At 60.1% G+C, this 13,315-nt stretch carries 8 protein-coding genes; 3 read left to right on the forward strand and 5 right to left on the reverse strand.

What is annotated here, in order from left to right; translation table 11 throughout:
- Positions 1 to 199: 199 nt before the first annotated feature.
- The 5 genes from HXS65_RS11720 to nfuA form a co-directional block, all read right to left on the reverse strand.
- Complete coding sequence (locus tag HXS65_RS11720) at positions 200 to 592, reverse strand: ectoine synthase (protein ID WP_065392486.1); 393 nt, start codon at positions 590 to 592, stop codon at positions 200 to 202.
- A gap of 232 nt (positions 593 to 824) precedes the next feature.
- Entirely contained in the window at positions 825 to 2,087 is a 1,263-nt protein-coding gene (gene ectB, locus HXS65_RS11725; protein WP_065392487.1) for a diaminobutyrate--2-oxoglutarate transaminase, read from the reverse strand.
- A 259-nt stretch (positions 2,088 to 2,346) separates the two neighbouring features.
- On the reverse strand, positions 2,347 to 2,904 hold the full coding sequence (gene ectA / locus HXS65_RS11730) for a diaminobutyrate acetyltransferase (protein WP_077376377.1): 558 nt from the start codon (positions 2,902 to 2,904) through the stop codon (positions 2,347 to 2,349).
- 405 nt (positions 2,905 to 3,309) lie between these two features.
- Positions 3,310 to 5,115: a diguanylate cyclase domain-containing protein gene (locus tag HXS65_RS11735; protein ID WP_176493917.1), complete on the reverse strand. Its 1,806-nt coding sequence runs from the start codon at positions 5,113 to 5,115 to the stop codon at positions 3,310 to 3,312.
- Positions 5,116 to 5,372: 257 nt separating this feature from the next.
- Positions 5,373 to 5,963 carry a Fe-S biogenesis protein NfuA gene (gene nfuA / locus HXS65_RS11740; RefSeq protein ID WP_077376371.1) on the reverse strand — a complete coding sequence of 197 codons (591 nt, stop codon included), beginning with the start codon at positions 5,961 to 5,963 and terminating at the stop codon, positions 5,373 to 5,375.
- Positions 5,964 to 6,323: 360 nt separating this feature from the next.
- Between nfuA and metH the strand changes: the two genes are divergently transcribed.
- From metH to HXS65_RS11755, 3 genes are all read left to right on the forward strand, one after another.
- Entirely contained in the window at positions 6,324 to 10,052 is a 3,729-nt protein-coding gene (gene metH / locus HXS65_RS11745) for a methionine synthase (RefSeq protein ID WP_176493918.1), read from the forward strand.
- 321 nt (positions 10,053 to 10,373) lie between these two features.
- A complete protein-coding gene (locus tag HXS65_RS11750; RefSeq protein ID WP_084209709.1) occupies positions 10,374 to 11,702 on the forward strand; it encodes an MATE family efflux transporter in 1,329 nt (442 codons plus the stop codon).
- A gap of 177 nt (positions 11,703 to 11,879) precedes the next feature.
- Complete coding sequence (locus HXS65_RS11755; protein ID WP_176493919.1) at positions 11,880 to 13,205, forward strand: ABC transporter substrate-binding protein; 1,326 nt, start codon at positions 11,880 to 11,882, stop codon at positions 13,203 to 13,205.
- Positions 13,206 to 13,315: the final 110 nt, after the last annotated feature.

The following is a 13,315-nucleotide window of genomic DNA, read 5'->3' on the forward strand; positions in this document are numbered from 1 at the left end:
ATTCAGCTTATCGTTGCCTGCATCGCGAAGGGAGACTTAGCGCCTCTGGTCAATTAAACGGTAAACTTTCGAATATTCGTGATGCAATATGGAGCCGCGCGCCCTGCTGCCCTGCTCCCACATACCACGAAGCCCCCGCAGCTTGGCTGCGGGGGCTTCGTGTGGTCAGGCCATGGATCTCGCGGTTCGTGACGCGGATTCAGGCTTCGGCAGGTGCGTAGGAGCCATCTTCACGGTGGACTTCCTTGCCGGTCAGACCCGGCGTGAAGACACATGCCAGATGCATGGTCTTGGTAGCACGCAGCAGGTGGTCGTCATGTTCATTGAGGATATAGACGTCACCCGGCTTGATCGGCCAGACCTTGCCATCCGCCAGTGTCTCCACCTCGCCCTCACCTTCCATGCAATACACGACTTCATAGTGGTGCTTGTAGTGGATATGGGTCTCGGTACCTTCGAAGATACGGGTGATATGGAAGGAGCACTTGCCACCATCTTCGTCGAGCAGCAGACGAGTGCTGTCCCAGTTGCCGTTCTCGGCCTTGACCAGACGATCCGTCTTGCGGGCTTCCTCGAGATTGCGAACGATCATCAACTTCTCCTCATTTGGGCGCTGTCATGACTCGACAGCTGACAGATGGCGATTCCCGCAGTGACATGAAGGCAATGGCGCTTGAACACGAAACAGCCACGACGCAGAACGATGAGCGCCTTCTTCGGTGACAGGTGACAAGGGCCAGGAATCGCATGAGATGACCCGCGCCATGGCGGGCCAGGGAAGAACGGACGCCGATCACGTGACCAGCGCCCGATACCGCAGAGACTCAGCGCAGGACGGCTGCCGCATTTTCCTCGATGATGTCGAGGGCTTCCAGCAGGTCTTCATCACGGATGGTCAGCGGACACAGGCATTTGACGACCTGCCCAGAGTGACCGCTGGTCTCGATGATCAGGCCCTGCTCGAAACAACGTGAGGTGATGGCATCTGCCAGTTCACCTGACGCCACATCGATACCGCGCATCAAGCCACGACCTTTCTCGTGTGCCGCGAAGCCGTTTTCACGCGCCTTGGCGGCAATCTTCTGGAAGCGCTCCTCGACGATACGGCCCTTGCGCTGGATGTCGCGCTCGAACTTGTTGTCGCTCCAGAAGTGACGCAGTGCAGCGGCGCCGGTCACGAAGGCCAGTGCATGGCCACGGAAGGTGCCGTTGTACTGACTCGGCTTCCACTCATCCAGCTCCGGACGCATCATCACCATCGCGAACGGCACGCCAGAGGCCGACAGCGACTTGGAGTTGCAGACGATGTCCGGAACGATGTCGGCATGCTCGAAACTGAAGAACTTGCCGGTACGACCACAACCCGCCTGGATATCGTCGATGATCAGCAGGATCTTGTGCTCCTTGCACAGGGCATCCAGACGCTGCAGCCATTCGATGGAGGCCGGGTTGATGCCACCCTCGCCTTGTACGGTCTCGACCAGTACGGCTGCCGGGCGGTCAAGACCACTGGAGGAGTCCTTCAGCAGCTTGTCGAGATACGCGACAGTGTCGACACCCTCGCCCATGTAACCATCATAGGGCACGAACTGTGCGCCCTGGGCAGGCAGACCCGCTGCATCACGGAACTTGGCGTTGCCTGTCGTGGCCAGAGCACCCATGGTGACGCCATGGAAACCATTGGTGAACGACACGATGTTGTGACGGCCCGAGACCTTGCGCGCCAGACGGATGGCGGCTTCGACGGCATTGGTACCGGTCGGCCCTGGGAAGTGGACCTTGTAGTCCAGACCACGCGGTTTGAGGATCACTTCTTCCAGTGCTTCCAGGAAGTCGCGCTTGGCGGAAGTCCACATGTCGAGACCGTGGATGATGCCATCGCTGCTGATGTAATCGATCAATGCCTTCTTGAGCACCGGGTGGTTGTGCCCGTAGTTGAGCACGCCCGCGCCGGCCAGGAAATCGATGTAGCGCTTGCCATCCTCGGTGAACAGGTGGGCATTCTGCGCCTTGGTGAAGACGGTCGGGAAAGAACGAGAATAGGTGCGTACCTCGGATTCCATCTGTTCGAGTATCTGCGTATTCATGCTGTCACCTCCCTGGTGATGGATGGCCATGCTCGGCGCGATGAAAGCGCTGAGGGCCATGCCAGAATGTAAAGACGATTCAACGAATGACACTGACCCGCTTGCACACGATGACTTGGGGGTCGACAAGTGATGTCACGACTTTCCTGTCATGAACATCCAGCGGGTGAGACGTGATTCTCCTCGAGGTCCGACACGAGAATCGTGACGCCGCCTCACCCGAGACTTCTCCATGGCGTCTTGAGACACCCTGGCTGGCTCAGATATCGCTCGGCAGGAACGGACCGATACGTACCAGGTTCTCCGCGAGGTGCACGCCGCCCAACTGATCCGAGGAGAAATACTCACGCGAATGCAGGGGGACCTGCCAGCGCTCGGACAGACGCGTGAAGAGCGCCCAGGACGCTTCATTGTCAGGTGTGATGGTGGTCTCGAGGTGGCGCACATGGGCCATCTCCGGGCGCTTCATCACGGCTTCGATCAGACGACGTGCCAGGCCGGTCCCGCGGGCTTTCTCACCGACGGCGATCTGCCACAGGAAGAAGGTCTGCGGGGCATCATTGCGGGTGTATCCCGAGACGAAGCCGACCACCTCACCCTCTTCATCCGTCGCCACGGCGCAGCTGTCACGGAACTGGGTTGCCAGCAGAACGTACGAATACCCTGAATTGAGGTCCAGCGGCGGGCATGCCTTGACCAGCTCATAGATGCCCCAGCCGTCATCAGTGGTCGGCTGACGGATGAACAGCGGCGTCGTGGCGCGGTTGATCACGGCATCATGGGTGTGGTGGGCAAGGCCCTGAATCGTGGAAGTCATTGTCATGGTTTTCATAGATTATTTCGCAGTTGGCGAATTCGCTATAAACCATAACAAACCGTTATGAGTCTTGCAAACCATAGTTTATTTGCGAAGCGCTCATACATAACGGGAAATTATCGTTTATCACCCCATCGCATGAGCCGCTCCACGGGGCAATCGCCACGCCTCCGCCCACCGCGCAGACGCCAGTCATGCCATGCCCCTATCCTCCATCCCCTATCGCCAGCCGTGCCTGAGTGCAGTAAGCGTCACTGACAGCAGAACGACATATGGCGCCCGCAGGCGCCATATGGAGAAGAAAGAGTATGAAGAGATGCCGTCGCGGCAGGCATCGTGAAGACGTCACATGCGGTCTCTGACGATGTCAGCAGATCCCCTTCGCACGTGTGCCCGAGCGGCAGGTCAGCGTTTCACGGCCGTCGAGGAAGCGGCTCGCCTGGAGGAGGACGCCACGATCTGACCGAGTTCATCGTGGCGACTGAACTGGATGGCGCAGTTGCGGCCTTCATTCTTGGCAGCATATAGCGCCATATCGGCATTGTGAGTCAGCGCTTCACGTTGATTGCCGTGTTGCGGCGCGATCGCGATACCGATGCTGCATCCCACTTCCAGCTTGTGGTCTTCATAGAGGAAAGGCTTGCCCAATGAATCGATGATGCGCTGTGCCAGCTGGGCAAGTTCACCATGGCGCCCCAGATTTGCCTGGATGTCGGCATTGTGGACCAGTACCACGAATTCATCGCCGCCCAGACGTGCGACGAAGTCGTCCTTGCGCACCACCTGGTTGAGTCTTTCCGCGATCACCTTGAGAGCGACGTCACCAGCCGCGTGACCATAGGTGTCATTGATGGGCTTGAACTTGTCGATGTCCAGCATCAGACAGGCCATCTGACCGCCCTCTTCATTGACATCAGCCAGCCACTGCTCGCTTCTCTCATAGAAATGCTGACGATTGGGCAGGCCTGTCAGGGAATCATGCATCGCCAGCTGAGTGATGCGTTTCTTGTAGTTGTTGCTCTCGATGATGTTGTACTTGAACTTCTGCAACGCACGCGCCATCTGGCCGACTTCATTGGTGTGCTGAGTACTGTCGATCACCACGCTGACATCATCATTGGCCAGAGTGTTCATCGTCTGCGTGAGGCGGCGAATCGGCTTGAGCACATAGCGAGCGAACAGCCACATGGAAAGCCCGATCAGCACGGCGATCATGATCAGCGCCAGGCCATTGACGATAGGGGCCAGCGTCGCCAGCAGCTTGAGCGTCTTGCCGACCGCCGCCGAAGTGGCGGCGACGCGTTGATCGCTTTGATGATCCAGGACCGCAAGGCCCTCGATCGCTGGCGCGTCATCGACCTTGACGCGGGCGTCAAGCTCACTGGCTGACATGCCGGGCTGCTCATCATGTAGATGACTGATCGTCAGCAGGCGCTCGCTGTAGGCCTGAATGACACTGGCGATATCGCGGATCGCACGCTGCTCTGCCACGTTCATGCCCATCTCGCGGTAGGCCGCAAGCGTCTCACGCAGCGACTGGATGTCCTGGGCGGCTTGCTGTCCATAGATGGCGTCCCCGCGCAGAACATAGTTCTTGAAGTGGTGGATCATCTCGCCGTACCCCATGTCCCGACGCAGGTTGGCGACCAGGCGCGCCTTGCCCATGCCATCTTCCAGCGGATTGGCATTGTCACGGGATTCACGTATGGCGACGCTGCGCAGGGTGTCCAACCCGGACACGGCCAGATAGTCATCCACGACGACCTGTCGGTCGATCTCGCGAACCGACTCATCAGTGGCCATCAGCTGACGAACCTTCAGTACCATGGCGTCGTAACGGTCCAGCGTCTCGTTCAGCCCATGGAGGGCCACTTCTTCCTGTTGACTGATCCCCAGACTCTGGTAGCGGAACAAGGCGCTGCGGGCTGCGCCGATTTCATTCTGGATCTCGGGAATCAACGCCTCATCATGTCGCAACACCAGGTTCTTGAAGTCGTGGATCATCCCGCCGAAGCCCATCGACTTGGTAAGCTGGCTCTCCAGGCGTGGCTTGTCGGCACGTGCCTGCTGATATTCGTGCCAGTCCGTTTCCAGTTCTGACACGTTGCGGGTGATGAAAGCCAACACGACCAGCAACACCAGCCCTGCCAGTGCGGAGAGTCCGCAGATGATGATGTTGATGGTGCGAAAGCGCATGTTGGCCAGGGTCATGTATGGCGGTCTCTTCACTGGTGGATACGGTCATCGGGCAAGCCGTCATGAGGCGTCAGCGTAGGCGCCATCTGCAGCATTCATCTTCACAATACCAGAAATCCTAATACTCGGATGTATTACGCGGGGTTGCTCCCGGTACCAGCTTCCCAATGAAAAGATCCCCCACCGCAACGCGATGGAGGATCTTCATCTGATCAAGCTGGACGGGACGTCGCAGGCCATCGACAGGCGCCTTGAGGCATCACGTCAATGAATCAGTTGTAATAGGCATTGGTCGTATCGGTGTGATCGGTCACGTCACGAATGCCGGCGAGTTCGGGGATGCGTTCCAGAAGCGTCTTCTCCACGCCATCCTTGAGCGTCAGGTCAACGGCCGAGCACCCCTGGCACCCGCCGCCGAACTGCAGCACGGCAACCTGGTCGTCGGTCAGCTGCATCAGCTTGATCTCACCACCGTGTGCCGCCAGGCCCGGATTGATCTCGCTGTAGAGGATGTAATTGATGCGATCTTCCAGCGGGCTGTCCGCATTGACCTTGGGCATCTTGGCATTCGGTGCCTTGATGGTGAGCTGGCCGCCCATGCGATCCGCATTGAAGTCGACCGTCGCCTCTTCCAGGAACGGAACGCTGTGGGTGTCGAGATAGACCTTCAGCTTCGGAAGATCCAGAATCTCGTCCGTCGGCTCTTCTTCTCCCGGGCGGCAGTAGGCAAGACACGTCTCGGCATACGGAGTGCCCGGCTGGGTGATGAAGATGCGCACGCCGATGCCTTCCACGTTCTGCTTCTCGAGCAGCTCGGCAAGATACTCCTGGGCGCTATCGGTAATCTGGATGCTCTCACTCATGGCGCAGAGACTCTCTTGATGTCAGGTGACTAATGGCTCCATGTTAAGGAAATCCTGCTGCACTCGCAATCCTGAGCAAATCACTCGGGTTTGGCGCCATGGGCGCGGCCACTCCCGGGTGGGCTTTCCTAAAGCACTCATGTTGCGCATGAATCATGCTCATCGTGACGATTCTGAGGTCTGATACGATAGCCACATCTGGCAAGGCGAGGATGCCGCGAGCGGATCCTTCACCAGAGCCTCCCAATAGCAATGAGTTCGCGCCTGTGGCGTGTGGCTTGCCTGGCAAAGTCCTTGCTTGGCAAACAGAGTCACACGCCCGGGAAACAACGCGACAAGTCACGTACGCTGGAGTCCGTCATGGCGCAAGCCCACCCCCCTGTTCCCTATTCCCTGCCCCTGTCTGACGCGCTGAGACAGGCGCTGCAGGAGCGTATCCTGATCCTCGATGGTGGCATGGGCACCATGTTGCAGAGCTATGGGCTGGAAGAGGAAGACTTCCGTGGTGAACGCTTCGCCGACTGGCCCAGTGACATCAAGGGCAACAACGACCTGCTGGCCCTGACACGCCCGGATATCGTCGAAGCGATCCACCGCGCCTATTTCGAGGCCGGCGCCGATATCGTCGAGACCAACACCTTCAATGCGACCCAGTTGTCGCAGTCCGATTACGGCATGCAGGCGTTGGTGTACGAGATCAATCTCGAATCGGCGCGACTGGCGCGCAAGGCAGCCGATGACGTGGCCGCCGAGACCGGCATCCCGCGCTTCGTCGCCGGGGTGCTCGGCCCGACCAGCCGCACCTGCTCCATCTCCCCCGACGTGAATGACCCCGCCAAGCGCAACGTCACCTTCGATATCCTGCGCGACAATTATCGCGAAGCTGCGCTGGCGCTCTTCGAGGGCGGCGCGGACCTGATCCTGATCGAGACCATCTTCGACACGCTCAATGCCAAGGCGGCGATCTACGCGCTGGAGGAGCTGTTCGACGAGGGTCACCCGCGCCTGCCGGTGATGATCTCCGGCACCATCACCGATGCCTCGGGACGCACGCTGTCCGGCCAGACCACCGAAGCCTTCTGGAACTCGGTACGCCACGCTCGCCCGCTGAGCATCGGCCTCAACTGTGCTCTTGGCGCCGAGGAGCTGCGCCCCTATCTGCGTGAGCTGTCCGAGAAGGCCGATACCTTTGTCTCCGCGCACCCCAACGCCGGCCTGCCCAATGAATTCGGCGAGTACGACCAGACCCCGGACGAGATGGCCGAGATCATCCGGACCTTCGCCGCGGAGGGTCTGCTCAACATCATCGGTGGCTGCTGTGGCTCCACGCCGGAACATATCCGCGCGATCAAGGGTGTGGTGGATCAATGCGCGCCCCGCAAGGTGCCCGAGATCGCCAGAGCTTGCCGCCTGTCGGGGCTTGAGCCCTTCAACATCCAGCCGGACTCGTTGTTCGTCAATGTCGGTGAGCGTACCAACGTCACCGGCTCCGCGCGCTTCCGTCGCCTGATCAAGGAAGAGGATTACACCACCGCGTTGGAAGTCGCCCTCGAGCAGGTCGAGAGCGGCGCGCAGGTCATCGACGTCAACATGGATGAAGGCATGCTGGAGTCACAGGAGGCCATGGTGCGCTTTCTGAACCTGATCGCCTCGGAGCCGGATATCTCGCGGGTGCCGATCATGGTCGACTCCTCCAAGTGGGACATCATCGAGGCGGGGCTCAAGTGCATCCAGGGCAAGGCGGTGGTCAATTCCATCTCGCTCAAGGAAGGCGAGGAAAGCTTCCGTCATCAGGCGCAGGTCTGTCGACGCCATGGCGCGGCCGTGGTGGTCATGGCATTCGATGATGTCGGACAGGCCGACACCTATGAGCGCAAGATCGAGATCTGCGAGCGAGCCTACCGATTGCTGGTCGAAGATATCGGCTTCCCGGCCGAGGACATCATCTTTGACCCCAACATCTTTGCCGTCGCCACCGGCATCGAGGAGCACAACAACTACGGTGTCGATTTCATCGAAGCCACGCGCTGGATCCATGCCAACCTGCCGCATGCGATGATCTCCGGCGGCGTCTCCAACGTGTCCTTCTCGTTTCGCGGCAACAACCCGGTGCGTGAAGCGATCCATTCCGTGTTCCTCTATCACGCCATCCAGGCGGGTTTGAGCATGGGCATCGTCAACGCCGGCCAGTTGGCGCTCTACGATGATCTACCCGATGAGTTGCGTGAGGCCGTCGAGGATGTGGTGCTCAATCGTCGTGATGACAGTACCGAGCGTCTGCTCGACATTGCCGACAAGTACAAGGGTGATGGCAGTACTGGCGAGAAGAAGGAAGATCTCGAGTGGCGCAGCTGGCCAATCAACAAGCGTATCGAGCACGCGCTGGTCAAGGGCATCACCACGCATATCGAGGAAGATACCGAAGAGGCGCGGGTCCAGGCGGCGCGCCCCATCGAGGTCATTGAAGGCCCCTTGATGGATGGCATGAATGTCGTCGGTGATCTGTTCGGTGCCGGCAAGATGTTCCTGCCGCAGGTGGTGAAGTCCGCACGGGTCATGAAACAGGCGGTCGCCCACCTGATCCCCTTCATCGAGGCAGAAAAGTCCGGAGACACCCAGGCCAAGGGCAAGATCGTCATGGCCACCGTCAAGGGCGATGTCCACGATATCGGCAAGAACATCGTCGGCGTGGTGCTTCAGTGCAACAACTATGAGGTGATCGATCTGGGCGTGATGGTAACCGCCGAAAAGATCCTGCAGACCGCCATCGACGAGAAGGCCGATATCATCGGGCTTTCGGGCCTGATCACACCATCACTGGACGAGATGGTCAGCATCGCCAGGGAAATGCAGCGTCGGGGCATGCAGTTGCCGTTGCTGATCGGGGGCGCCACCACCTCCAAGGCGCACACGGCGGTCAAGATCGAGCCACAGTACGAGCATCCGGTCATCTATGTCACCGATGCGTCGCGCGCCGTGGGCGTGGCGTCTCGTCTGCTGTCACCCGAGCTCAAGCCCGACTTCGTCGATCAGGTGCGCAGCGAGTATGCCGTGGTGCGTGAGCGCAATGCCAAACGACGCCCGAAGGCTGCGGACCTTGACTATGCCCAGGCGCGCAAGCGCCGCTTCCAGCCTGACTGGGAGAATTACACGCCGCCGGCGCCAAGTTTCACGGGCCTCAAGGTCTTCGATGGGTATGATCTCAACGAACTGGTCGAGCGTATCGACTGGACGCCCTTCTTCATGAGCTGGCAGCTGTCAGGCAAGTATCCGAAGATCCTGCAGGATGAGGTGGTCGGAGACGCCGCGCGTGCCCTGTTTGCCGATGCCAGAGAAATGCTGCGCAAGTTGATCGATGAGAAGGTGCTGACCGCACGTGGGGTCATCGGTTTCTGGCCAGCCAACTGTGTCGACGACGATACCCTGGAGGTCTATGCCGATGAGTCGCGTACTCAGGTCATCGAGCACCTCCACCACATCCGTCAGCAGATGACCAAGAACCGCGACGGCGTCTGTCACAGCCTCGCCGATTTCATCGCTCCCCGAGACAGTGGCAAGCCGGACTGGATCGGTGGCTTCGCCGTCACCACCGGGCATGGGGCGGATGAATTGGCCAGACAGTACGAGGAGGCTGGCGATGACTACAACGCCATCATGGTCAAGGCGTTGGCGGATCGTCTCGCCGAAGCCTTTGCCGAGCGCCTGCACGAACGTGTCCGCAAGGAGTTCTGGGGATATGACGCCGAAGAAGTACTCGACAACGAGGCACTGATCGCCGAGCAGTATCGGGGCATACGTCCGGCGCCCGGCTACCCGGCCTGTCCGGACCACACCGAGAAGGCCACGCTGTTCCGCATGCTCGAACCGGAGACGCATGCCGGCATGGTGCTGACCGAGAGCTTCGCCATGTGGCCTGCCGCCGCCGTTTCCGGCTGGTACTTCGCCCATCCTGAGTCGAAGTACTTCTCCACCGGCAAGATCACCCGGGACCAGGTGCTGTCATTGGCGGAGCGCAAGCGCATGCCACTCGCCGAAATGGAGCGCTGGTTGTCACCGGTACTGAGCTACGATCCGGACAACGCCAGCTAGATCAGGTCGTACGAAGATTTGCCGACAGCCGGCAAGCGTATCTCGCATGATCATGCAAAGGGCACCTGCCAGCGCAGGTGCCCTTTTGCGTGGGGCTGGTTGACTCAGCAGAGTCTCGGTCAGCGTCATGCATCGGATGCTGCCTGTGATACCTCACGCTATAATGGCCTCCTTTGTCCTTCCCTGCCCTCTGACCTGCGAGCCGTCTGTGTCCCTGTTCTGCGCATCCATCCCGTCTGTCCTGCCCTGCGCGGCGGCATCGTCTGAAGGTGACTCTGGAGATTGCCGGCGGCGGTATTCACCGGCGATGGGGCGTGCGTGATGTTGCCTGAACGCCAACGCAGCCTGAGAATTCTGAAGCTGGCACTGCCCATCATCGGTGGCATGCTCTCGCAGAGCCTTCTCAATCTGATCGATGCCGCCCTGGTAGGACAGCTTGGTGAGACGGCGCTGGCCGGAGTCGGGGTCGGGGGCTATGCCATGTTCATGGTCACGGCCTTGATCTTCGGGCTGTCATCCGCCGTGCAGGCCCAGACCTCTCGACGGCTGGGAGAATCTGCCCCCGAACGTTGCGGCGAAGGGCTGAATGCCGGACTGATATTGGCATTGTCGGTGGGCATTCCCGTGATGTTGGCCTGCCATCACTGGGCAGACACCTTGCTTCGTCTGATCAATGATCAGCCTGAGGTCCACGCAACGGCCACCTCCTACTTCCAATGGCGCGTCGCCGGCATCGTGCCCGTCGCCATGGCATTCTGCTTCCGCGGATTCTGGAATGGACTTCAGCGCACCGGTATCTATCTGCGCATCATGTTGATCACCCAGCTGATCAATGTGGTGTTGAGCATCATCTTGATCCATGGACTCTATGGCGCCCCCAGGATGGGGGCCGATGGTGCAGGTGCCGGCACGACACTGTCACTCTTCGTGGCATTGGGCCTGTGGGTGCAGGCGACCCTGGGAGAGCGCAGACAACATGGCGTACTGCATGCCTGGCCGCCACTGAGACACTACCTGACGCTGCTCAAGCTGGCGGTGCCCCACTCCTTCCAACAGCTGTGGTTTGCGGCGGGCTATGCCGTGTTGTTCTGGATTCTGGGCAGGATCGACGCGGCCAGCGTGGCGGTGGGTCATGTGCTGGTCAATCTCTCCCTGCTGCTCATTCTGCCCGGAGTCGGTCTGGGGCTGGCGGCCATGAGTCTGGTGGGCCAGGCATTGGGGCGCGATCACCATGAAGATGCCCATCGATGGGGATGGGATACGGTGCGCATCGCCCTGCCTTGCCTCATGCTGCTGGGATTGCCGCTCTGGGCGGCACCGGAAAGCGTGCTGGGCCTCTTCCTGCATCGCCCGGAGTTGATCGCGCTGGGCAAGCTCCCGTTACAGCTGACCGCCGTGATGATCATCATGGACTGTGCGGCCATCGTGCTGGCTCAGGCGTTGCTCGGGGCTGGTGCCAATCGCACGGTCATGACCGCCACCCTGGCCATCCAATGGCTGCTCTTCCTCCCGCTTGCCTGGTGGTTCGGGGTGCATCTGGAGGGTGGCTTGCTGGCCATCTGGTGCACTCAGCTCGGGTATCGAATCTTCAACTCCCTTGTCTTCAGTGCCATCTGGCAACGCAGAGAGTGGCAGTTGCTGCGGCTCTGAGTCTCGCCCTCTTCCTTCATCAAAGGGCCGTGGTGGCCTTGTCCTGTCGACCTCGAGATCGCCACGGGGGCATCACCGCCACGTGGATTCCCTTTCATCTGGCATCGCCTCTGAATCGGTCTGGAGGACCGAAGCGTTGAAATCGGGTGATAGCGCACGGTTGTTGAGGCGTATGACATGCTGTGGTCTGGAGTATGTTGGTCATACTGTAAATCCTTGTCATCGGGTGCCGACATGTCGATCACGTCTACATCAGGAGGTTGGATCAAGAGTGCGCGGCGATGGATTCCCGTCGTTTGCGTCATGGCATTCAGCCCCCCGATTGCCGCTGCCTCAGCTCCCCTCCCACCAGTCCTTGATGTTGCCTCGGCCAGCAGTCACTCGAGAATGGCCAGGGTGGCCGACGAGATGCCCCCCACGGCGGCGTCCCTCGCGCCCGGGCGAAATCTGACCGCCGTCTTCGTCAATCCGGGGCTGCCTGGGGAGCGATTCTGGAACATGGTCACGGCGACGATGCAGGCAGCAGCTCGAGACCTGAATGTCTCGCTGGAAGTCGTATATGCCGAGCGAAATCCCATCCTCATGAAACGATTGGCAAGCGCGGCCCTGGCGCGTGCAACACCCCCGGACTATCTCGTGCTGGTCAATGAGGAGCAGGCCGCTTCCGACCTCCTGCCTCTGGCAGATGGCGCCTCATCACATGTCGTGATGCTTTTGAACGGCTTGACCCCGGAGGAGCAGACAACTCACGGCGTCCCGGGCAGTGTCCACCCCTCCTGGATCGCCAGCGTCATTCCCGACAACCATGGTGCCGGGAGAAGGATGGCCAGCGAATTGATTGACGCGGCGCGTATCTATCCACCCGGTGAAACGCGCCACGGGCTCGCCTTGATCGGCGATACCAGAACGCCAGCCTCCATCGCTCGCAATGCCGGGATGCTGTATGGCTTTGCTGAGCATGATGCCGTCAAGATGACGCGCATTCTCGAGGCACGCTGGAACCTTCCGGATGCTGAGCGGCTCACGCATCACTATCTCCAATGGGCCGAACGCTCGGGATTGCACAATACCCTCATCTGGGCGGCAAACGACGCCATGGCGGAAGGTGCCGTCCGAGCGGTTGAAGCCAGTGGCATGCAGCCGGGCAAGGATGTGCTGATCGCGGGTCTCAACTGGTCGCCCGAGGGCATCGCCATGGTGATGGACAAGCGCATGGTGATGTCAGATGGCGGGCATTTCATGGCGGGGGCCTGGGCGATGGTGATGTTGAGAGACCACGCTGATGACACCCACTGGGCCCCCAGAACCGTGCACTTCCCGATGAGCCCCATCCATCAGGGAAATGTCGATATCTACGGCCCGTTGCTGATCCAGCCGGACTGGGAAACGGTGGACTTCACGCGCTTCAGATTGCAGACAAAGGAAGACGACTACGCGTTTGATCCGATGGCAGTGTTGGGACAAATGAAAGACTCGCCTGCGCCACTCGAACGACAGGACTGATCGAGCAGATCATGGTGCGGCCCCGGGAGAGGAACACGTCAGATCACCCGTCGCCAGGCAGCCCTCTCCCCTTCAGCTCGCCAGCCGCGGGGATCGACTTGCTTCCTGAC

Origin of the sequence: Cobetia sp. 5-25-4-2 (genome assembly GCF_013374075.1) — a bacterium.
Lineage (GTDB): Bacteria > Pseudomonadota > Gammaproteobacteria > Pseudomonadales > Halomonadaceae > Cobetia > Cobetia marina.

Coding starts and splice junctions, on each gene's coding strand:
- HXS65_RS11720 (WP_065392486.1), bottom strand. CDS start 592: ATGATCGTTCGCAATCTCGAGGAAGCCCGCAAGACGGATCGTCTGGTC.
- ectB (WP_065392487.1), bottom strand. CDS start 2,087: ATGAATACGCAGATACTCGAACAGATGGAATCCGAGGTACGCACCTAT.
- ectA (WP_077376377.1), bottom strand. CDS start 2,904: ATGACTTCCACGATTCAGGGCCTTGCCCACCACACCCATGATGCCGTG.
- HXS65_RS11735 (WP_176493917.1), bottom strand. CDS start 5,115: ATGACCCTGGCCAACATGCGCTTTCGCACCATCAACATCATCATCTGC.
- nfuA (WP_077376371.1), bottom strand. CDS start 5,963: ATGAGTGAGAGCATCCAGATTACCGATAGCGCCCAGGAGTATCTTGCC.
- metH (WP_176493918.1), top strand. CDS start 6,324: ATGGCGCAAGCCCACCCCCCTGTTCCCTATTCCCTGCCCCTGTCTGAC.
- HXS65_RS11750 (WP_084209709.1), top strand. CDS start 10,374: ATGTTGCCTGAACGCCAACGCAGCCTGAGAATTCTGAAGCTGGCACTG.
- HXS65_RS11755 (WP_176493919.1), top strand. CDS start 11,880: ATGCTGTGGTCTGGAGTATGTTGGTCATACTGTAAATCCTTGTCATCG.